The sequence below is a fragment of the Chryseobacterium sp. P1-3 genome (assembly GCF_000738495.1).
Lineage (GTDB): Bacteria > Bacteroidota > Bacteroidia > Flavobacteriales > Weeksellaceae > Chryseobacterium > Chryseobacterium gallinarum.
In genome coordinates, this window is sequence record NZ_JPEQ01000007.1 from 481,627 (window position 1) to 501,477 (window position 19,851).

Annotated in this window: 22 protein-coding genes and 1 tRNA gene; 4 read left to right on the forward strand and 19 right to left on the reverse strand. The window is 36.5% G+C overall.

Going from position 1 to position 19,851, the window contains the following annotated elements; all coding sequences use genetic code 11:
- The 8 genes from HX13_RS10770 to HX13_RS10805 all read right to left on the reverse strand — a co-directional run bounded on the left by HX13_RS10770 (position 1) and on the right by HX13_RS10805 (position 7,137).
- Positions 1–501, reverse strand: a complete 501-nt coding sequence (locus HX13_RS10770) for a CinA family protein (protein ID WP_050021070.1) — start codon at positions 499–501, stop codon at positions 1–3.
- 112 nt (positions 502–613) lie between these two features.
- Entirely contained in the window at positions 614–2,755 is a 2,142-nt protein-coding gene (locus HX13_RS10775) for a catalase (RefSeq protein ID WP_050021412.1), read from the reverse strand.
- A 52-nt stretch (positions 2,756–2,807) separates the two neighbouring features.
- Entirely contained in the window at positions 2,808–3,167 is a 360-nt protein-coding gene (locus tag HX13_RS10780) for a hypothetical protein (protein ID WP_128572360.1), read from the reverse strand.
- Positions 3,168–3,586: 419 nt separating this feature from the next.
- Entirely contained in the window at positions 3,587–4,159 is a 573-nt protein-coding gene (locus HX13_RS10785; RefSeq protein ID WP_238555238.1) for a ferritin-like domain-containing protein, read from the reverse strand.
- 126 nt (positions 4,160–4,285) lie between these two features.
- Positions 4,286–4,564 (reverse strand): hypothetical protein, encoded by a 279-nt coding sequence (locus HX13_RS10790; RefSeq protein WP_050021072.1) that lies wholly within the window; start codon positions 4,562–4,564, stop codon positions 4,286–4,288.
- 470 nt (positions 4,565–5,034) lie between these two features.
- Positions 5,035–5,631: a Crp/Fnr family transcriptional regulator gene (locus HX13_RS10795; protein ID WP_050021073.1), complete on the reverse strand. Its 597-nt coding sequence runs from the start codon at positions 5,629–5,631 to the stop codon at positions 5,035–5,037.
- A gap of 289 nt (positions 5,632–5,920) precedes the next feature.
- Positions 5,921–6,127 carry a hypothetical protein gene (locus HX13_RS10800; RefSeq protein ID WP_050021074.1) on the reverse strand — a complete coding sequence of 69 codons (207 nt, stop codon included), beginning with the start codon at positions 6,125–6,127 and terminating at the stop codon, positions 5,921–5,923.
- A 125-nt stretch (positions 6,128–6,252) separates the two neighbouring features.
- On the reverse strand, positions 6,253–7,137 hold the full coding sequence (locus tag HX13_RS10805) for a DMT family transporter (protein ID WP_128572361.1): 885 nt from the start codon (positions 7,135–7,137) through the stop codon (positions 6,253–6,255).
- Positions 7,138–7,232: 95 nt separating this feature from the next.
- Here HX13_RS10805 and HX13_RS10810 point away from each other — a divergent pair, with 95 nt between their 5' ends.
- Positions 7,233–8,651 (forward strand): PLP-dependent aminotransferase family protein, encoded by a 1,419-nt coding sequence (locus HX13_RS10810; RefSeq protein WP_050021076.1) that lies wholly within the window; start codon positions 7,233–7,235, stop codon positions 8,649–8,651.
- 153 nt (positions 8,652–8,804) lie between these two features.
- Here the strand turns inward: HX13_RS10810 and HX13_RS10815 are convergent, their stop codons facing one another.
- Genes HX13_RS10815 through HX13_RS10830 form a run of 4 tightly spaced genes read right to left on the reverse strand, consistent with a single transcriptional unit; the run spans position 8,805 to position 10,694 of the window.
- Positions 8,805–9,401 carry a Crp/Fnr family transcriptional regulator gene (locus HX13_RS10815; protein ID WP_050021077.1) on the reverse strand — a complete coding sequence of 199 codons (597 nt, stop codon included), beginning with the start codon at positions 9,399–9,401 and terminating at the stop codon, positions 8,805–8,807.
- Positions 9,401–9,778, reverse strand: a complete 378-nt coding sequence (gene ytxJ, locus HX13_RS10820; protein WP_050021078.1) for a bacillithiol system redox-active protein YtxJ — start codon at positions 9,776–9,778, stop codon at positions 9,401–9,403. Before ytxJ ends, HX13_RS10815 begins: the two co-directional genes overlap by 1 nt.
- Positions 9,775–10,236, reverse strand: coding sequence for a DUF1569 domain-containing protein (locus tag HX13_RS10825; protein ID WP_238555239.1), 462 nt, complete (start codon positions 10,234–10,236; stop codon positions 9,775–9,777). The genes ytxJ and HX13_RS10825 overlap by 4 nt, the downstream gene beginning before the upstream one ends.
- Positions 10,230–10,694, reverse strand: a complete 465-nt coding sequence (locus HX13_RS10830) for a YfiT family bacillithiol transferase (RefSeq protein ID WP_316931290.1) — start codon at positions 10,692–10,694, stop codon at positions 10,230–10,232. The genes HX13_RS10825 and HX13_RS10830 overlap by 7 nt, the downstream gene beginning before the upstream one ends.
- A 182-nt stretch (positions 10,695–10,876) precedes the next feature.
- Between HX13_RS10830 and pncA the strand changes: the two genes are divergently transcribed.
- Together pncA and HX13_RS10840 are read left to right on the forward strand one after the other, a co-directional pair.
- Positions 10,877–11,482 carry a bifunctional nicotinamidase/pyrazinamidase gene (pncA, locus tag HX13_RS10835; RefSeq protein ID WP_050021080.1) on the forward strand — a complete coding sequence of 202 codons (606 nt, stop codon included), beginning with the start codon at positions 10,877–10,879 and terminating at the stop codon, positions 11,480–11,482.
- A gap of 767 nt (positions 11,483–12,249) precedes the next feature.
- Positions 12,250–12,321: transfer RNA gene (locus tag HX13_RS10840), tRNA-Arg, on the forward strand.
- 301 nt (positions 12,322–12,622) lie between these two features.
- On the opposite strand, the gene HX13_RS10845 is transcribed toward HX13_RS10840, so the two are convergent.
- A complete protein-coding gene (locus HX13_RS10845) occupies positions 12,623–13,000 on the reverse strand; it encodes a T9SS type A sorting domain-containing protein (RefSeq protein WP_050021081.1) in 378 nt (125 codons plus the stop codon).
- Between the two features lie 112 nt (positions 13,001–13,112).
- On the reverse strand, positions 13,113–14,561 hold the full coding sequence (locus HX13_RS10850) for a hypothetical protein (protein WP_050021082.1): 1,449 nt from the start codon (positions 14,559–14,561) through the stop codon (positions 13,113–13,115).
- Between the two features lie 566 nt (positions 14,562–15,127).
- Between HX13_RS10850 and HX13_RS10855 the strand changes: the two genes are divergently transcribed.
- Positions 15,128–15,586: a PA2169 family four-helix-bundle protein gene (locus HX13_RS10855; RefSeq protein WP_050021083.1), complete on the forward strand. Its 459-nt coding sequence runs from the start codon at positions 15,128–15,130 to the stop codon at positions 15,584–15,586.
- Between the two features lie 226 nt (positions 15,587–15,812).
- On the opposite strand, the gene HX13_RS10860 is transcribed toward HX13_RS10855, so the two are convergent.
- The 5 genes from HX13_RS10860 to HX13_RS10870 form a co-directional block, all read right to left on the reverse strand.
- The gene (locus HX13_RS10860) at positions 15,813–15,998 is read right to left on the reverse strand and encodes a hypothetical protein (protein WP_050021084.1); all 186 of its coding nucleotides are present in this window, start codon (positions 15,996–15,998) and stop codon (positions 15,813–15,815) included.
- Positions 15,999–16,040: 42 nt separating this feature from the next.
- Positions 16,041–18,542, reverse strand: coding sequence for a DNA ligase D (gene ligD, locus HX13_RS10865; protein WP_262483527.1), 2,502 nt, complete (start codon positions 18,540–18,542; stop codon positions 16,041–16,043).
- Positions 18,517–18,756, reverse strand: coding sequence for a DNA polymerase ligase N-terminal domain-containing protein (locus HX13_RS25545; protein WP_262483528.1), 240 nt, complete (start codon positions 18,754–18,756; stop codon positions 18,517–18,519). Before HX13_RS25545 ends, ligD begins: the two co-directional genes overlap by 26 nt.
- Positions 18,757–18,801: 45 nt before the next feature.
- Positions 18,802–18,984 (reverse strand): DUF3606 domain-containing protein, encoded by a 183-nt coding sequence (locus HX13_RS22060; protein WP_128572362.1) that lies wholly within the window; start codon positions 18,982–18,984, stop codon positions 18,802–18,804.
- Positions 18,985–19,254: 270 nt separating this feature from the next.
- A complete protein-coding gene (locus tag HX13_RS10870) occupies positions 19,255–19,764 on the reverse strand; it encodes an alpha/beta fold hydrolase (RefSeq protein WP_202962918.1) in 510 nt (169 codons plus the stop codon).
- Between the last annotated feature and the right edge of the window lie 87 nt (positions 19,765–19,851).

Consider the following 19,851-nt stretch of genomic DNA (forward strand, 5'->3'; position numbering starts at 1 on the left):
TCACTTTAATATCAGCAGTCTGTTGATCTCGCTTTTAAAACAGCCCAGAATAAATTCCGTGTAGTATAACTGGGCATTTAAAGCTTGTGTTTTAGGATGTAATTCTAATTTTTTGGTAAGGATAATCTCTCCTTTATACGAAAATGAGAAATAGGCAAAAATTTTATACGCCGAATTCCGGATCGGGGTACAATAACCTGTGGTTGCAATGGACCAATCCGATTCATAAAGGGAAGCCACGTTCAATGCCATTGTTTCAGCGATGTTTTCTGAAACACAATCACATTCCTCGGCTTCCTTTCTGTTTACATGTAATAATCTTACCTTTTCAGGTAAAGTATAGGCTGTCATTCCTCCCTTATAGAATAATGAGGCATTTGGCATTTGTGAAAAAGCCAGCTGTAAGCACCCTGAAGTAACACTTTCAGCCACTGAGATCGTTTCATCTGTAGTCATCAAAGATTGACTTATATATTCCAGAAGATTCTTTTGAAATTCCATAATATTCTATTTTAAGGTGATTGATGGAAAATGGATAAAAAAGCTGCTGTTTTATACATCCAGACAGCTTTTTTTATCATTTTCAATAATAAATGGTGTGAAGGATATGTTGTTATGATTGGGTGTTCCTTTCCAGTTCAAGATCCCAAACCCTATGTTGGGCTATGGCATTAATGAACTTATCTGCAGGATTTTGATCATCCCAGGTAATAATTCCCGGATCCTCATGCTTTCTTAAAGCAACATTTGAACTCTGGTAAAGAGGCTCCGTATTTTCACCAAAATAAATGGCTTTACAATGTTTATAGGCTTCATTGATAAAGTGAAGCACATGATGCTTATTGTCAGGAGCCATAAGTTCTTTCACAGCGTCTTCACCGGCACAAATATAAAGGGCATCAAAACAAACACTTCTTATACTGGTTAAAGAATGTTTTGGGATAAGATCTGTACCATCATTTGTACGTACAGGGGCTAAGCTGGGAGCAATAATTTCAGTTTTGGCTCCTTCTTTCTCCAGTTTTTCTTTAAGATCATAAATGGTGCCTGCTTCTACGCCATTGGCCATGATAAATCCAATTTTCCGGGTTTTAATGGTATTTTTAACCGTATTTTTCATACTTAAGGCATCCGAAACCTTGGTATTAGGCTCTCTTTCCTGGCTTTGGAGTTCTATAGGATCAGCATCGGCAGGTATGCTTTGGTTAGGCCACTCCAGCTGCTTTACTTCAACCCCCAGTTTTTCAGCTACCCTCCATGCCAAGAACATATCGATATACCCAAGCTGTCCTACTACTCTTTCTCTTATTTTAGGATGCGTTACTTTTGAAAGCTCAAAAATCAATGCATTCTGTAGATGTATTTTTTCCGGAGTTGACTGGCTGTTATAAAATAATTTGGCCTGAGAATAATGGTCTACAAAGCTTTTGCTCCTTTGTCGGATTTTTGCCCCGGAGACTCTTTCCTCGTGGGAAGTAAATCCTCCTTCAGACATCATAGCCTGGAAAGGACAGCCCATTCCTATAGAATTAGGATCATAGCTACTTTTCCCTTTGACAATCTGCTGCCTCATATGGCCATCCCGCTGATTATTGTGGACGGTATTGATAGACCTGTTGATCGGGATTTCGTGGAAATTTGGAGATCCCAGTCTGGATAATTGGGTATCTGTATATGAAAATAATCTTCCCTGCAATAGCGGATCATTGGTGAAATCAATTCCCGGAACAATATGTCCCGGATGAAAAGCAATCTGTTCCGTTTCTGCGAAAAAATTATCCGGATTTCTGTTTAATGTTAATGTCCCTACAAGTTCTACGGGAACCTCTTCTTCAGGAACCAGTTTTGTAGGATCAAGAAGATCAAAATCAAAACGATCTTCATCTTCTTCAGGAATCAGCTGTACTCCCAAATCCCATTCAGGATAGTCTCCGTTTTCAATGGCTTCCCACAGATCTCTTTTATGGAAATCAGGATCCACTCCCGAAATAGTCTGAGCTTCATTCCAGGCTACCGAATGTACTCCAAGCCTAGGTTTGAAATGGAATTTAACAAAGTGTACTTTTCCTTCATCATTAATAAATTTAAAAGAATGTACCCCAAACCCTTCCATCATCCTGAAACTTCTCGGAATAGCCCTGTCACTCATCAGCCACATGATCATGTGCATGCTTTCAGGCATCAATGATATAAAATCCCAGAAAGTATCATGTGCAGAAGCGGCCTGGGGAATTTCATTATCGGGTTCCGGTTTTACGGCATGAACGAGATCTGGAAACTTAATGGCATCCTGAATAAAGAATACCGGCATATTATTCGCTACCAGGTCATAATTTCCTTCTTCTGTATAAAATTTTACTGCAAATCCGCGCACATCTCTTGCCAGATCTGTACTTCCTTTACTTCCGGCAACTGTTGAAAACCTTATAAAGACAGGAGTTTCCTTACCTACCTCCGTTAAAAATTTAGCTTTGGTATAATTTTTAAGGCTTTTGGTAAGCTTAAAAACACCATGTGCTCCCGAACCTCTGGCATGAACCACCCTCTCAGGAATTCTTTCATGGTCAAAATGGGTGATTTTTTCCCTCAAAATAAAATCTTCCAGCAAAGTCGGGCCCCTTTCTCCTGCTTTTAAAGAGTCCTGGTTATTGTTAATCTTCAGCCCCTGATTCGTGGTTAGCTTTTCATTCTCATTATAAGTGGTGTGCCACTTCAGCTGGTCTGCTTTTTCATTATTTTGTTCATTCGTTTTCATATATTCATAAATTTTGGATTGGTCTATATATTTCAAGCAGTCAGATAAAAAATTAATCTCTTTTACCATTCTCCAGTAGATGAAGGAGTCTATGGATATACTCTTCTTCTTTTAATACTTTATAGTAGGCCATTTTAGCATATAAAGTAAAAGAAGGCGATTCAATTCTTATTTCAGTGTTTTCATCGATTATATTCATTGTATTTTTAACATGAAATTCCTGAAGATGGAGAATGTATTCTTCCATGTATCTGTCAATTACTTTTCTAAGAATTTCACATTGTGCATTCTTTTTGATCTTTTCCAGTGATTTGATCAAAAAAGCAGTTACTCCGTAGGAATTAATCATAAGCGGAAACAAGGTTTCATTTTCCAGTGCGTTATTTTTATCATTCAGTGCGGAATTCTGCAAAGTGTCATTTTCAAATATCATATTCAAAAAAGTATTAATTATCAGAAGTTTTTAAATATTGATCAAAATAATGGAGGTCTTGCTTATCCTTAATAGAAAGATAAAACATAATCTGTTCCGGCTCTTTCAGTCCAATGCTGCTGAAACAATCAAAGTGAGCAATCAATGCCTGAATATTTTCAATATGCATTCCTTTAAGGATAATAAATAATAAAAAAATATTATCTTTTATTTCTTTTGCATAGATAGCTGCTCCTTCTTCAAACCAATTCCCTTTATTATCGACTTTTTATAAAATCTTTATGTCTCAGGGTCTTTATTATTTTCTGACAATCCATATATACTTGAGTTCATGATTAAGGTAGGCCACCCTCACAAGATCGATGGCATAAGTGGGCATCTAACCTTCTTTTTCTGCATCAAAAATTGATGAAGTTTTCTGCAATTTCTGTGAGCCCTTCATCGGTATCTTCTTCCTCCTGAAGGGTTCTCTCAAGAAGTTCAGCAGCTTTATCATGTCCCATGGTAATTGCCAGCTGTGCAAGACCACCATAAGTAGCAATTTCATAATGTTCTACTTTCTGAGCAGCAATAATAAGTGCGGCATCTCTTGTCATGGAACCTTCTTCAGTAGATTTGATAACCTCTTCACCTTCTTTAATGATTCCTTTTATGGCCTCACATTCTTTTTTTTCAGGTTTTTCATCAATAAGCCCGAAAACCTTTTCAAGCCGTTTTACATGCTTTTGAGTCTGAAGATGATGGTCTTCAAAAGCTTCCTTCAATTCATCAGTAGTAGCAGCATCCTGCATTTTTTCCAATGCTTCCAGGATGGCATTTTCAGCGTAATAGATATCTTTAAGGGCACTGATGAAGAACTTATGCAGAGATGAATTTTTCATTTCATCTTCTTTTACAGATGCATTATCTACAGTCATTTCTTTTACCGGAGAAGCCGTAGTGCTGGTTGTTTTTGTGGTTTTACTAATCATAATGTGAGGTGTTTAAAGTTGAAAAAGACTGCCCCTTTATGGTGATTAAAGAGGCAATCATGGAAAAAGAATTATGAATTACGTCTGCCTCCGATTTCGGAAGATCTTATTTGTTATTGTTGAATCTTACGTCCGGTTTGCGTTAAAATGACCGGGCAGATGGCTTCTGGAGTTCTCATGAAATCCGCTTCTCGCTGAAATAAATTTTCCCCGATTCTCCCATAGCTGCCCCTGTCTTTCTTTGTCTACTCTTTGATGGCTAGCGTCATTGATATGAATATCATATTCTGGAAAAATATCATAATCTTCGTTTTCCCAAATATCCTCATAACCATAGTCATACCCTAATTGATAAACTTCTTTAAGGCTTTCAGATGAATGTCTTTTTGAATTTCTAGTGTTCATAATTAGTTTTTTTTATAGTTAAATATATAATGATGCCTTGCCGGGTTTATGCAGAAGGCAACCAAATGGAATCGATAATTTCAAACTGAATAAAAGGGCTTGGTCCCTTCTGCTAAGATTTTAGAATTGTATCATACAATTAACTAATCAAATATACTATTGAATAAATCACTTTTTTATGATCTGAGTCATAGTACATCAAATTTAATATAAAACTTACATTTTTTTTATTATAATATGATTTGATTTTACTGTTTTCCTTGAAATGAAAAGAATATTTTTCATATATATTGGAAGTTTCTTAAAAAAATGTAATTTTCAAAACTCAGGTAGCCTGCTGCTTGACTGTTCGTACAAACGGACTATAATTACCTTCAGAATTCACAAACTTTATAAGTCCTGTCCCCTGTAACAATGAGTAGAAGGTTATACTCAATACCAATAGTCATAAATTGATTAAAACTTACTGTTTAATACAAAATTTTACGATTTTCGATTTTAACAATCTTGTTTCTTTCCATGTGTTTGATGGTCCGTATCGCGGTTTCCACACAAAGGCCGGTAAGACTGGCCATTTGTTGTCTTGTTAACGGAATCATGAATGAATAGGGCCTCTCATCTATTTGAAAGCTTTTAAGATAATCCATTAATCCCTTAAGCCTTTTAGAAGGGCTTTGGGAGGATATATTCTGCATCATTATAAATTTATAGTAAAGTCTTTCAGAAAGAAAGCTGTTCACTTCCATACACAGTTCCGGCGATTCATTCAAAAGGGCAAAGAAAGTTGACTTAGAAAGCTTGAAAACACTACATTCAGTGATGGCTTCAGCATTCATCGGATAAGGCTTGTCTATAAAAAGGATAGACTCGCCACAGCTCTGCCCTTTTGATAATATATTCTGTATAAACTCTTTCCCTTCTTCATCATAATTATTAAGTTTTACCTCTCCTGTAATAATCTGATAGTAGTAATGAGGGGAATCACCTTCACAGAATAGGTTTTCTGTCGGGTGGTATTCTTTAATTTCTGCTCCCGCTGAGTGCAAAATGCTTTCATTAATAACCATAATAGTTGTTTTTAAATGTTATTCTTCTTCTCTTATTTTATCTTAGCAAAAATATTGGGGAACTGATTTTATAGAGTGCAAATATTAAACCTAACTAAGTGTTTAAAAGTTAAATAAATTTAATTCATTGTTAATTTTTATAAAATATCAACAATATAAATAATCATTTGATAGAAAAAAATAAATTGTATTTAATTATTCCTATCAAAAACAAAATGAAAATTTTTGTAATCTTACAATAAAAGAAACATAAGTTATATTCGCTCTTATAATGGAGGGAATTTCATGCTTATTTTCCCATAGCTTTATTTTTATGGGCTTTTACAGTATCCTTATTTTTATTTCCGGAAATACTGTCATAATGTATAGTATCTGCTAAAGCCGGAGCTGGCGTATAATTGCTTGATATAGTATCTACAGTTACGGTATCATTTATGATACTGTCTGTAGGAATTGATCTTTCTGTTCGGGACTCTTTTTTTACAGCTCGTAACAACGAGCCCCAAGATTAGCAATGGTGCGGTACATTTCATAATAATATATTTTGTGATGTGGAATAACAAAAGTAGTTTATGATCTAGGCTTTTTCTTATGACTTAAATCATAATGCATTATTTTTAATTATTTTGCAAATTTTTTAGTTCCTGCAACACATACAATAACTCCAACAGTCACTCCCACCATTCCTGCACTTACCTGCTCATGAAGAAAATATGCCGCCAAAGCAAGTCCGAAGAAAGGCTGTAACAACTGAAGCTGCCCCACAGAGGAGATTCCTCCTTGTGCCAAGCCCTTATACCAGAATATAAAACCAATAAACATACTAAATAAAGAAATATACCCTAATCCGAACCATCCCTTAAAGCTGATGGTTCCTGGATTGTTTGGAAAATAAATAAAAAACAGCGGAAGCATTACAGGTAAAGACAATACCAATGCCCAGGAAATAACCTGCCATCCTCCAAGGCTTTTTGAAAGTTTTGCTCCTTCAGCATATCCCAGTCCACACAAAATTACAGCAAGAAGCATCAGTAGATCTCCTACAGGCGAAGCTGAAATCCCCTGCGAAAAAGCATATCCCATAACCAATAAACTACCCACAACGGAAAAAAACCAGAATACAGGATGAGGTCTTTCTCCTCCACGGAGGACTCCGAAAACTGCTGTTGACAAAGGAAGCATCCCAAGAAATACAATAGAATGCGCTGAGGAAAGATGCTGCAGGGCTAATGAAGAAAGCAACGGAAAACCTATGACACAGCCTATAGCGACCAGTATCAAAGAAAAAATCTGAGTTTTCTCAGGCCGTTTTTCCTTATATAATAAAAGAACGGAAAGGGCCAGGATTCCCGCAATTACAGCGCGGGCGATGGTCACAAATACAGGGTTCATTTCCATCACGGCCAGTTTTGTAGCAGGCATTGATCCACTGAAAAGCAATACTCCTATGAATCCGTTAATCCATCCGTTTATTGCCTGTTCTTTTGATATTGTATCGGTCGTCATTTTAATAAAGTTGTCATTAATTATTCAAAATTAGAAAGGAAAATCGAATAAGCACAGTATCAGTTTTGTATATTTGCATGGACACAGTTAACGATATGAGCAAAGAATTTTTATATACAGAAATTGCAGACGGCATTGCCGGGCAAATTAAAAATGGGATATTGAAAGCGGGAGACAAACTTCCATCCGTAAGAATGCTATGTCAGGAACACCGGGTAAGCATGAATACTGCAAAACGGGTCTTTCTGGAGCTTGAATCCCAGTCCCTGATTGAGTCTAAACCCCAATCAGGGTACTTTGTAAGCCAATTTCTGTCCGTTAACCTTCCCTTACCTGAAATAAGCCGGCCATCTCTGATCGCCAATAATGATGAACCTGATGAACTTATCAGTAAGGTTTACGAGAATATGGGGCGGAAAGACTTTACCTTTTTTTCGATCGGTATTCCGTCCGGTGACCTTCTTCCGCAGGCTAAGCTGAAAAAAGAAATAGTTCAGGCTATCCGGGAACTGAAAGAAGGGGGCACAGAGTACGAAGAACTCCAGGGAAATCTCAAATTAAGGAGAATGATTGCCATACGTTCTTTACAATGGGGAGGTAACCTCCATGAAAACGATCTCGTTACAACCAATGGTGGGATGAATGCACTGTCTTTCTGTCTGATGGCTTTAGGCCAACCAGGTGATACCATCGCTATAGAAAGCCCTTGTTATCCCGGAATCCTGCAATTAGCCAACGGATTGGGACTCAAAGTACTTGAGCTTCCTACCCATCCTACTACCGGAATTGAAATTGAAGCTTTAAAAAAAGTAATTCCTAAGATCAATCTATGCCTGCTGATTCCCAACTTTAATTCTCCTTTAGGCAGTTGTATGTCTGACGAAAATAAAAAGGAAGTGGTGAAAATTCTTTCTGAAAATAACATCCCGTTAATTGAAGATGATGTCTATGGTGATCTTTATTTTGGAGCTTCCCGTCCCAGATGTTGTAAATCTTTTGACACAGACGGAAATGTTTTATATTGCAGCTCTATTTCAAAAACACTGGCTCCTGGCTATCGGGTTGGATGGATTGCTCCCGGAAAATATAAAGATAAAATCTTAAAACTTAAACTGCTGCATTCCACATCTTCAATCTCCATCGTGAATGAAGCTGTGGCTAATTTTATGAAATCCGGAAAATATGAAAAGCACCTTCAAAAGCTTCGCAGAACACTCCAAAGCAATTATCAGAATTATGTACAGACCATTGCAGAATCATTTCCTGAAGGAACCAGGACAAGTCGCCCACAGGGAGGGCTTTCCCTTTGGGTGGAATTCGATAGGAAAATCCGGACGACTGAGCTTTATGATCTGGCCATTAAGCAAAACATCAGTATCGCCCCGGGAAGGATGTTTACCTTTCAGGAACAGTTTGAAAATTGCATGAGGCTTTGTATCGGCCTTCCCTGGTCGGAAGATACTCAGGCTAAACTCAGACAAGTAGGAACTCTTGCTAAAAAAATCAGTATTTAACTTCTTTTCTGCAGAAGGAAAAAAGCCGGAGGCCGGCAATTACAAAACTGCAGAAAATAGTTGTATTTATTTTCCGGAAATGTCATTTACGGGAGTAACTGCTATAAGCTGCCGGCAGGAAATCCAATTTGTTTCTGCTCAGTCTGATTAATTTTACTTTTTATCCGGAACGAAATTTTTTCTTGCCAGCTCTTTTCTTACCCTGCTTAAACTTTCAGGAGTGATGCCCAGATAAGAGGCAATCATCCATTGAGGAACTCTTAACAACAAATCCGGATACATTTTGATGAATTTCATATATCTTTCTTCTGCCGTTTCTCCCAGTAAAGAATTGATCCTGTTTTGTAAACTCCTGATGTGTTTCTGAAGCAGGAAATCACTTCTTTCAATACTGTTAGGGAACTGTTCTACCAGTTTATTGAAGAAATCGGGATGTAAGAATAATATTTCAGAATCTTCAACAGCTTCTATATAATAGATGGATTTCTCATTAAAATAAAGACTGCTGCGGTCAGAAATCAGCCAGCTTTCCGGTGCAAACTGAATGATATGTTCCTTTCCGTTCTTGTCAATGGAATACATTTTTAAAAGCCCTTTCTCTACAAAAAATATATGCCTGCAGATTTCTCCATACTGGAGAAGAAACTGGTTTTTAGGAATTTTCTTCGCTTCGTAATGGAGGCTGCATGTATTTACATTTTGAATAGGAACGTTTAAAACTTTGGCTAAATAATTATTAATATTCTTCATTATACAATCTGGCTTAAAGAAATATCCTGGTGCGAGGCGCTGTTCACGGGCTTTCCGTTTTCAATAACGATCAATTGCGGACTTTCATGTCTGATGTCCAGATCTGCAGAAATTTTATTGGAAATAGACCTGTAAGCCAATAAATCCAAATAATACAATTCTACTTTCTGATTTGAGCTTTCTACTTCCCGTTCAAAATTTTTCAGTACTGTCCTGCTGATAAAACAGCTGGTGGAATGTTTAAATATTGCTATTTTATGATGGTAGGAACTCTCAATGGCTTTTTCCAGATCTTCTTCAGATTCTATCTTTTTCCAGAAAGATTTTTGATCAGGGGATTCATTTTTTCCACCGAATATTTTATCAAAAAAACTCATACACTAAATTGTTTTAAATGATGATCAAGATGTTTATATTCTAAAAAATCCCAGTCTTTTTCAGTCATACTTCCGAATAATCTGTGACGGTCCGGCAGTTTTGAAGCTTCACACGCTTTCCGGAATTCTTCCAGGGTATTCAGCAGATTGGTTTTTGATTCATCAAAATCACACTCAAAATTAACAATTAGTTTTTGAAAAGTAGGCATGTTTCTGGGAATTCCGTTATTAAAAACATACATTTCTATCTTAGTGGTTGCCCCTATTATCCTAAAAAGAAGATTAATCCGGGGTAATTCAACTTTTTGCAATGCGATCTGAAGGACCAGATCACAATGTTTCAGCATTTGGCAGACATTCATTTGCCCCCATTTCGCTTTGGAATCCTGAGACAACCTGGAAATTCTGTCTTTAATTTCCTCAAAGTAGATAGCGTTGCTTAATCTTTTCCTTACCAACCTTTTTCTTTCTTCAGGTTTTCAATATGTGCAAAATGATGGTTACAATGCCATACATACAAAGCAAGATTATCCCTCAAATTATAATTCCTGTTATGCTCGGGATGATGAAAAGTACGCTCAAACTGCTTATTGGTAAGACTTTTAAGAAGTACTGTCCACCTTTGATGAGTCCCTTTTATCATTCTCATGGCGGGCTTTATTGGCATATGAATGCTGTCCTGCAGCTCTGCCCATTTGGCTTCATCATAAGGCTTAATGGTCGGATTGTCTTCCGTAAGGGCTAATTTAAAGCGGATAAAACTATTCATATGGCTGTCTGCAATATGATTGATAACTTGTCTTACAGTCCATCCCCCTTCTCTGTAAGGCGTATCCAGCTGGTCATCTGTAAGGTTTTCAATGAGATTCTTTAGTTTACCCGGAAAGTCTTTTATCACTTTAATATAGGCATCCAAAGTGGTATCGCAAATATTTTCCGGTACTTCAAACGGACCTATAGGAAATTTTTTTTTTCTCTAAATTACTCATTGTTCAGGTTTTAATTTTTTAATATGGCCGATTTGTCCGAAAATTCAGATTTGGACAAATTTTTGTGTATTTGTTTTGTAAATTTATCAAAAATTCGAGAAATCTAAATATGAAAAAAGCGTTAATAATAGTCGATGTACAGAACGATTTTTGTGAAGGAGGGGCACTTGCCGTACCGGGAGCCAATGAAATCATCCCTTACATTAATCTCCTGATGGAAGAAAATGAATATGACCAGATCGTTCTGACTCAGGACTGGCACCCCGCGGGACATAAGAGCTTTGCAAGCAGTAATGGCAGGAATGTGGGGGAAAGTATCATCCTCAATGGTATTCCGCAGTTTATGTGGCCGGATCATTGTATTCAGGGAACTTTTGGTGCAGAATTCCACAAAGACCTTAACCGTGATAAAGTGACCCATATTATACAAAAAGGTAAGAATATCGAAATCGACAGCTATAGCGGCTTTCAGGATAACAACCACTTTATGAAAACAGGATTGGATGATTTCTTGAAATATCATGATATCCAATTGTTGGAAATTGTAGGATTGGCAATGGATTATTGTGTTAAATTTACCTGCCTGGATGCCGTAGCAAACGGTTATGTAACTTGCCTTCATTTTAACGGAACCCGCGCGGTGAATGTAAAACCGGACAATGGCAGAGATGCCATCTATGAAATGATCGAAAAGGGAGTAACTATCCTTGGATAATAAACTCTTTGTTTTTAACCAACATCTGGCATTTTGAAATGCCGTGATAAACAGCAGTTTCAGACTTATCCACAATAAAATGTGGATAACTTGTGAATTTTAACATTTAATTCATACTTCATATTAAAAATATTAGTACATTTACTATGTAATACAATTGAAGTGGAAACATTTTTTGCTTTTTTCAATCGTAAAACTGCAATTAAATTTGAAATAAAAATTTAAGCACAGCATTGTCGGCTGTGCTTTTTATTGTTGTCTAATTAAAAAAAATGAGATGTTTATCTACTGGATCCGCTCCTAAAGAGCGGATTCTTTTTGGATCAGTGCAAAAGTTGGTAGTCAGACTACTTTGGATCAGGAGCAAAAGTTGGAGGCATAATAAATTGGGTCTGAATATAAAAAGTTCTGTTCATTATTGATTAGCGTCAAAATTATTGAGATCGTTTTTCACGCAAAGTTTAAAAAAAATAATGTTCCATTTCAAGTAGGCAAATAAGGCAGCCTAGCTGCTGACTAAGCGCATGCAAAGTCTTCGCTTCATCAGAAGCGATTAAAAATCGATTCATTTCTTAGCTTACTTAAATAAAGAGTAATCAAAAAGAAATACGTGATTTTTAAAAATTAAATAGATCTAAATATTATAAGACCACAACTTTTGCGCTTGATCCACTCCTTTACTTTATCTTTTAAAGGTCTGATAACCCCTATTGACTGAAAAAAATGCTGATTATTTTAAAAGAATTTGTATTTTTGATGCCTCCAAAGGCCTCATAGTTCAATGGATAGAACAAAAGTTTCCTAAACTTTAGATCCAGGTTCGATTCCTGGTGGGGCTACATATCGCCTTTATTTAAGCGGATTTTGAAGGAATACCCCCGAAAATTACAACAATAACAAAAGGAGCTATTAAAGCTCTTTCTTCTTTTTTGGAAGGAATTTTAAAAATCTGATCAATGAAGACAAAATTAGTTTTTTAACAGCTTTACCGCCGCTCTCCTTTACTCATGCTCTGACTCTGATCGAGATAATGAGTTAAATAAAGAAGGAGTTGAAAAAATTAATTTAGTATAGATATATTACAAAAAATCTATCTCAGCTATGAGACAGATTTTGTTTGTAGTATTAATTGATATTATTTTATCTTCGAAGAATGATTTTTTGAGAATAGTTTTTTCTTTCCTTTGTTTTCACATTAAGGATATAAACTCCCCCTGATAATGTAGCGGGTAATTCAAATGTTTTGTATCGGAATTTTGAATGGTATACTTCTTTCCCAAAAGTATCAATAACAGAAATTTCCGAATCATTAAATTCAATATTTCCGGCAAGTGTGATGAGTCCTGAAGTTGGGTTCGGGGAAAGTTTTAATTTTTCTTCTACTAAATCTGTGTTATTATTATTAACGCCTGAGATCGGGTAATATTTTCTAGGAATCTGTGGTTTATTATAGGATAGAAATAATTGCTCTGCTTCCGTCGCCGAAAGAGCACGGTCATATATAAGAAGTTCATCCATACTAAAGTCTGGGCTTGCAGGAGGTAGTGTAATTGATAAATTTCCAGTTATATTGTAATTAGGGTTATGAATTTCTAAAATGTCTGTTGTTATACATGATGCTTCATTAAGTTTAGCGTAACCATTTTTTATACAAGCATAGTTTTGCTTCGTTATTAGGGCGATCTTCTGAGTAAGTTATTGTAAAATGATTATTTTGACCAGTTTGGAATTCTTCAGTAATTCTACCATCAGCTGCAAATACTGAAAAAGTACCCTCTTCATTAGCTATTAAAATTCCATAGGCTTCTATTGAAAGAGGTAGAATGGGAAGTCGTGCCCAAAATGAAATTGTTTTGGAATGATTTATAAAATTTTCATTCGATGCTGTATTATAAGTGCCCCGATTATGCAAAACTGTACGGAGGGCCTTATCGCATATAGCATCAGGCTCAAGTATAATAAATGAATTGTCAGTAGGGATAAGGTGTAGTCCTCCTATTGCGTCTTCAATATTATTATTAAATGGATAATGATGGATTGGATTAAACGGCGGAGGATCACAACTAAATAAACTTGGGGAGGTATGATAGATATAGAAAACTTTAAGTTCCTGATCGATATCATTCAGTGATTCCATACTGATTTTGACTTTGTCAAATGATTTGGTAGGTGTGAATTCTATTATTCCTTCATTAGGATTCAAACCTATGGAAAGCATATTCTGCGAGACGTATTTTTTGTCCACATTGGAAACTTCGCCTTTCATTGTTTCGATGCTTATTTTTTTTAAGAGCTCAGGGGTAAGAACAGGCTGATCTGTGCCAATGCCAATAACAACTTTTGTTAAAAAATTATTAACAGGAAATAAGAAACTTAATGTTTGTTCGACAGTTCCCAGTTGCCCTCTCCCAATTCTCAATACGGAACAGTTGACTTCGTCGTTTCCTACTGCAAAATTGGGATTAACTACTCCATTGCCTGTAACAGGATCAAATTTAGTTGAGGTCTGAAAATTCGCATATGCTTTGGAATCCTGCACTTGATATGCATAGTATATTCTTAGCTGATCATTTAATGCAAGAAGCCCTCCATGAAGAGTTATTTTAATACGATCATATGGCTTAGAGTTTGTTAGCTCAATCGTTCCTTCTGTTGGGTTTGCCCCTAATTTAATCAAGCCATTGTTTAACATTCTGTAATCACCGTTAGTGGTATTTCCATTAAAAGTTTCTATAGAAATTGAGCCCAATACATTGGCTGATAGTGCTACTCCTCCAGTGCCAATACCAATGGCGACCTTGGAATAATCAGCTTTTGAATTTGGAAATATTACAGATTGCTCTATTCTAGCAAATAATCCTAACGGAACCTGAAGAGAGGAAAAATCAGCTTCATTAGAGCCAACAGCATTTTCGGGATTCAAGACGTTACAAGCCGCACATACTCCATTGATTTGGAAATTTTGGGCGCTTGCATAAATTCTAGTTTGTGCAAAAAACATCGAGTTTGTTAAAAATAAGAAAACACTCAGTATTTTTATCTTTATCAGTAAGGAACGTTCAAATAAATTTATTTTCATAATGTAGTGATTTAAAATATTGTTTAAATCTAACAAAAATATAAATACTACATGTTATTAATTTGTTTTTAATACAAGGTTTTATTTGTTATTTTATTAATTATTATTGATTAACATTATGAACTTTCGAAATTATGTAATGCGTACTGGAAATAGTTGTTCTAATACCACGTAAAACAATATCAGATATGACTTGCTCGCCAACCTTGAGAAATACCGGTCCTAAACGCAAGTTTATTATAAGAATATATTGGTAAATTTTAACTATTAACTAATTGTGATTATTATCGTTACAAGTTATATAAATATTTTTTTATCACCATTATATGAAAGTGCAATTTGTATTTTTTTATTATGTAAAATAGAGCTTTCTTGTTGGTTTTTAACTGTTTTTCTTTCAATAAATTGAACTGAACATATTCAATCTTCTTTCTATCTTCAATAAAGTATCTGGCTGCAATATGATTCAAATAATAAAAAATACTAACCAGTAAACACTAATTTTGTAATACAGATGTAATATACACTGGTAAGAAACACTAAACCATCACAAAAAAATTTATATTATGAATAATGAACAAACAATATCAGTACTGAATGATTTGCTTCAGATCACCAATGACAGGATAAAAGGATTTGAAAAAGTTGAAGGAAAAGTATGGGAAATGTATCCTGATATAAAAGATGAATATGACCGCATGATTTCCCAATCGAAAGTCATGAAAAACGAACTGATCAACCTTATTACAGAAAAAAATGGCATTCCTCAGGATTCTCCTTCCATTGCAGGAGCAATCCACAGAACATGGATTGACATTAAAAATTCATTTACTGTAGGTAACCTGGAAAACTCAACATTAGAAAATGTGGTATTTGGTGAAAAAGCTGCTATAGAAGCTTATCAAAATGCCCTGGATACCGGAGAACTTTGCGAAAAGAGCACAAAAATTGTTGGTGAACAATTACGAAACCTGAAAGATTCTTATCGTCAATTCAAAAAAATTGAAGAATATAAAAAAGAATAATTCTTTCAGCCTATAATTTTAATAAGTAAGCATCTCTTTTTAGAGGTGCTTATTTTGTGTAGCCAGAATACTGCATTTGATGGCTGTTTATGCAGATTCTGTTTTGATTTATGATTGAAATCATAAAAGTTTAAAAGAATACAATTTATGATTGGGACCCAAGATATATTCTTGTATCCTGCATAATCTCCATCTGATGAACAATATTTATTGCTTAAAGCAGATTTCAGCTCTCGTCCCTGGTATTCTTGACTAAACTTATTCCTGCGAAAAAGAAAAGCAAACCAATAACCCCCACTACAATAAGAGTTGTATTAGCGACTCCTTTATTAATCAGACCATTGCCAACATATAACAGACCACCGATTCCCAAAATGGTCAAAACTGTACCAAATATTCGTTTCACGTTCATAACAAAAATATTTAAGGTTCTTTTAATAACTATTTTAATTTCTTACTCCCCAGGCTCCTGAGCAAATTTTTGAATTACTTTTTTGAGATCTATTCCTTTACCGAGAACGGGTTTAAAAATATCTCCTTCACTATTCATCCGCTCCATAGCATTCAGAATATGAAAATCACTGATTTTTAATCCAGATTTTACCTCATCCCAATGCAATGGCATTGATACGGTGGCCCCGGGTTTTGGACGTACGGAATAGGCTGCTGCAATAGTCGCATGAGGCCGGTTCTGTAAAAAATCCAGATACATTTTTCCTTTCCGGTCCTTAATGGTCCGTTCGATGCTGGTATATTTGGGGAGCTCATTATGTACAAGTGTTACAATTACTCTTGCAAACTCCTTGGATTGTTCATAAGTATATTTATTAGCCAGGGGAATATAGATATGCAGGCCTGTAGAACCGCTTGTTTTACAATAGCTCGGCACTCCCATATCATCAAGGATATTCTTGGTCACCTGAGCAGCTTCAATAACCTGATCAAATGAGTTCTTATCAGGGTCCAGATCTATAATACAGAATGTCGGATAATCTGGTTTCTTAATAGTACTGTTCCATGGATTCATTTCTATACACCCCAGATTAGCCATGTACAGCAAAGTTGCTTCATCCTTTCCTACAAGGTAATGCCGGTCTTTATTGTCGGCATCACTATGATACAGATAGGTAGATGCCCAGTCGGGAGCTGTATCGGTAACATTTTTGAAATAAAAACCTTCCCCTTCAATCCCATTGGGAAACCGGTTCATGCTCTGGGGCCGATCTTTCAGATAAGGCAGAATAAAAGGTGCCGCCTGGTAATAATAATTGATCAGATCTCTTTTAGTTATCCCTTCTTTAGGCCAGAAAACCTTATCAAGATTTGTAAATTTCAGTTCGTGACGGTTTATTTTCCGGACCTGGCTTTTATCCTTGGGATTAAGAAGTGTTTTCCGGCCTGTTTTTTCACGTGGCAAAATAATACGGTGCACATCGTTTTCCTTAACCGCTTCTTCAGTAGCTGTTTCTTCTTCCATTACAACTTTCCTTGCACTTTTATCATCCCTCATACCGTCAAAAGATGGATGTCGCATAACTCCATCATTTGTCAGTTCCGTAAAACTCACCTCACATACAAGCTCCGGCCGTAACCATGTGACTGTTGCATGAGGTGGATCCGGGCGGAAACGGGAAGGCTTGTTCACATCCGGTTCTTCTGCAAAAGGGGTTTTCTTAGTAATGAGTGGCTTAAACAGTTCCATCATTTCGTGCTGGATCTTTTTATTAAATCCCGTACCTACTTTTCCCGTATAAATAAATTTCTTTCCTTCATACACCCCTACGAGGATACTGCTGAAAAGTTTACTGGAATCATCATTTAAGGTATAACCTCCAATGACGACTTCCTGCCTTTTATTAGCTTTGATCTTTAGCCAGTCACGGGAACGACTGTGTGTATGATAAACGCTGTCTTTTTTCTTAGCCATAATTCCCTCCAATCCAAGCTTTTTCGCTTCTTCCAAAAAAGTGATACCGGAAGTTTCAAAATGTTCGCTGGGAAGAATTTTTGTGCTTTCGGGAAGTACTGCCCTGAGAATTGCTTTGCGTTCCAGCAAAGAAAGATCTTTCAGGTTTTTACCTTTATACCATAAAATATCAAATACATAATAAACAAGATCGCCATCAGCTTCCGATCTCCAGTTCTGCAGAGAGCCGAAGTTCGCGGTTCCCGCTTCACCCAGCACTACTATTTCACCGTCTAGAATTGCATCCAGACCGAACTTTTTGAGTTCATCGTAAACCGGATAAAATTTATCATTGAAGCTTTTGTCATTGCGCGATTTTATTTCGACCTTTCCTTTGTTCATTAACGCAACAGCGCGGTATCCGTCCCATTTCACCTCATATACCCATTCCTCATCATCAAAGGGTTTATCAACTAAAGTGGCAAGCATAGGTTCTACATGGGTATAGAATTTCTGCCCGGGAGCTTTCTTTAACAATGGCTCAATGTGTGCCGCTTCTTCTTTCTGCTGTGTGGGAACCGCTTCAAGCTGGTCATTAATAATTTCGGATGCTTCTTTTTTGGAATTTTTTTTGCCTTTATCTGCAGAATTTTTTTTGATGCTTTCTTTACCGTACACTTTGTCCGGCTCCTCTTCCATTTGGGCAATGGTTTTACCTGAAATAACGGACTGATCTTTTTCAGTAATATCTTTCCTGCTTGCGTACTCATCGTTAAGCTTCATCAGGAGCCAGCCGTTATCGCCCCGGCCATGAGCTTTTACCAATGCGAACTCCCCTTTCAGTTTTTCACCGTGAAGTGTAAACCTGAGCTTCCCGGAATACAGCTGGTGCAAAAGTTCTTTTTCCTGCTTTTTACGATCAGTTTTTTCGGAATCTGCAGGTTCATAGGTTCCTTCATCCCACACAATCACAGTTCCACCGCCATATTGCCCTTTGGGAATGATTCCTTCAAAATTACGGTAGTCATAGGGATGGTCTTCTACCATCATTGCAAGGCGTTTTTACTTCAGGATCCAGCGATGGCCCTTTTGGAACAGCCCAGCTTTTCAAAACACCGTCCATTTCAAGGCGGAAATCATAATGCAGATGCGAAGCATCATGTTTTTGTATAACAAACCTGAGTTCGCCACCGTCTGATTTTCCACCAAAAGGTTCGGGTGTATTCTTCATCGAGCGTTTCTGCCGGTATTTAGATAAGCCCATAGCAATATTCTTTAAAGTTGAACGAATTGTTGAATGTCAGTATTGTTATTTTCCGTGACGGTTTTTCAGGTATTTTTCCAGGACCTTTCTATCATTGGAGCCTGTAGCACGGATTGCTCCCGTTACTGCCTGGGATGATACGTTCATTTTCTCCTTAAAATACTGAATTTCGTAATTTTCCGATCCGCTTACCTTATTTCTGTCGGACTTACCTTTTTTTAGATTTATTGTCTGCCATGATCTGGTGTTTTTTAAGGATTAATATTTTGATGATTAAAAAAAATTGCAAAAATTGAGCCGTTCAGTGAAAAATATTCAATTAACCTACATCATATAATCTCCAAATATCAAATTTTTCCATACTAAAAATCATCAGGTTCTTACGTTTCTATATGCAGTAACAATGCCTGCCGGCCGGCAATATTGTCCGGTATATGATTGCTTTAGCGATTCTTCCCGGAGTTTGCAGCAATATCCATAGCTACAATGGATACATCATTATTGAACTGGTGTCCCCCCATCAGTATTTCCCGGAAGCTGGCCCAGGGAACTTCTTTTTTTATAACGGGCAAAATGCTCATAAGGAACTACATCGTCATCTTTACACTGATAGAAAAAAATAGGAATATCCTGAGAAAGCTGTGATGCAAAATTCTTTTTGAGCTTTAACGGCTGAACCCAGTCCCGGTCTCCACTCCAAAATGGTGGAGCAATGAGAAAAATCCCGGTAATATTTACAGGAACCCGCCATTCCGATAAGTATTTTAATATCATAGAGCCACCCAGAGAATGTCCCACCAATATTATTTCTCCATGAATTTTTGAGATTTCACTGTCTATTTGTGCAAGCCATTCCGCAGCCAGTTTTTCTTCTTCTATAGCTCGCATTACGGGATACAACACTTCATACTCTCCTTCCAGGTTTTTTTGCAAAGAAAGCTGCAGTTTCTGGTCGGTTTCGTAACCATTGTCACCACCTCCGTGAATGAATAATACCTGTTTTTTCATTTTTCACAAATTACTATTGACATAAAGGTACACAGAATAATCTTTTGATAAATTTTAATACAATTTATGGTAAAACAACCGCTCTTT

Coding starts and splice junctions, on each gene's coding strand:
- HX13_RS25545 (WP_262483528.1), bottom strand. CDS start 18,756: ATGGGCTTATCTAAATACCGGCAGAAACGCTCGATGAAGAATACACCC.
- HX13_RS10870 (WP_202962918.1), bottom strand. CDS start 19,764: ATGAAAAAACAGGTATTATTCATTCACGGAGGTGGTGACAATGGTTAC.
- HX13_RS10815 (WP_050021077.1), bottom strand. CDS start 9,401: ATGAAGAATATTAATAATTATTTAGCCAAAGTTTTAAACGTTCCTATT.
- pncA (WP_050021080.1), top strand. CDS start 10,877: ATGAAAAAAGCGTTAATAATAGTCGATGTACAGAACGATTTTTGTGAA.
- ligD (WP_262483527.1), bottom strand. CDS start 18,542: ATGATGGTAGAAGACCATCCCTATGACTACCGTAATTTTGAAGGAATC.
- HX13_RS10775 (WP_050021412.1), bottom strand. CDS start 2,755: ATGAAAACGAATGAACAAAATAATGAAAAAGCAGACCAGCTGAAGTGG.
- HX13_RS10845 (WP_050021081.1), bottom strand. CDS start 13,000: ATGGATGAACTTCTTATATATGACCGTGCTCTTTCGGCGACGGAAGCA.
- HX13_RS10810 (WP_050021076.1), top strand. CDS start 7,233: ATGAGCAAAGAATTTTTATATACAGAAATTGCAGACGGCATTGCCGGG.
- HX13_RS10785 (WP_238555238.1), bottom strand. CDS start 4,159: ATGATTAGTAAAACCACAAAAACAACCAGCACTACGGCTTCTCCGGTA.
- HX13_RS10855 (WP_050021083.1), top strand. CDS start 15,128: ATGAATAATGAACAAACAATATCAGTACTGAATGATTTGCTTCAGATC.
- ytxJ (WP_050021078.1), bottom strand. CDS start 9,778: ATGAGTTTTTTTGATAAAATATTCGGTGGAAAAAATGAATCCCCTGAT.
- HX13_RS10805 (WP_128572361.1), bottom strand. CDS start 7,137: ATGACGACCGATACAATATCAAAAGAACAGGCAATAAACGGATGGATT.
- HX13_RS10795 (WP_050021073.1), bottom strand. CDS start 5,631: ATGGTTATTAATGAAAGCATTTTGCACTCAGCGGGAGCAGAAATTAAA.
- HX13_RS10790 (WP_050021072.1), bottom strand. CDS start 4,564: ATGAACACTAGAAATTCAAAAAGACATTCATCTGAAAGCCTTAAAGAA.
- HX13_RS10860 (WP_050021084.1), bottom strand. CDS start 15,998: ATGAACGTGAAACGAATATTTGGTACAGTTTTGACCATTTTGGGAATC.
- HX13_RS10850 (WP_050021082.1), bottom strand. CDS start 14,561: ATGAAAATAAATTTATTTGAACGTTCCTTACTGATAAAGATAAAAATA.
- HX13_RS10770 (WP_050021070.1), bottom strand. CDS start 501: ATGGAATTTCAAAAGAATCTTCTGGAATATATAAGTCAATCTTTGATG.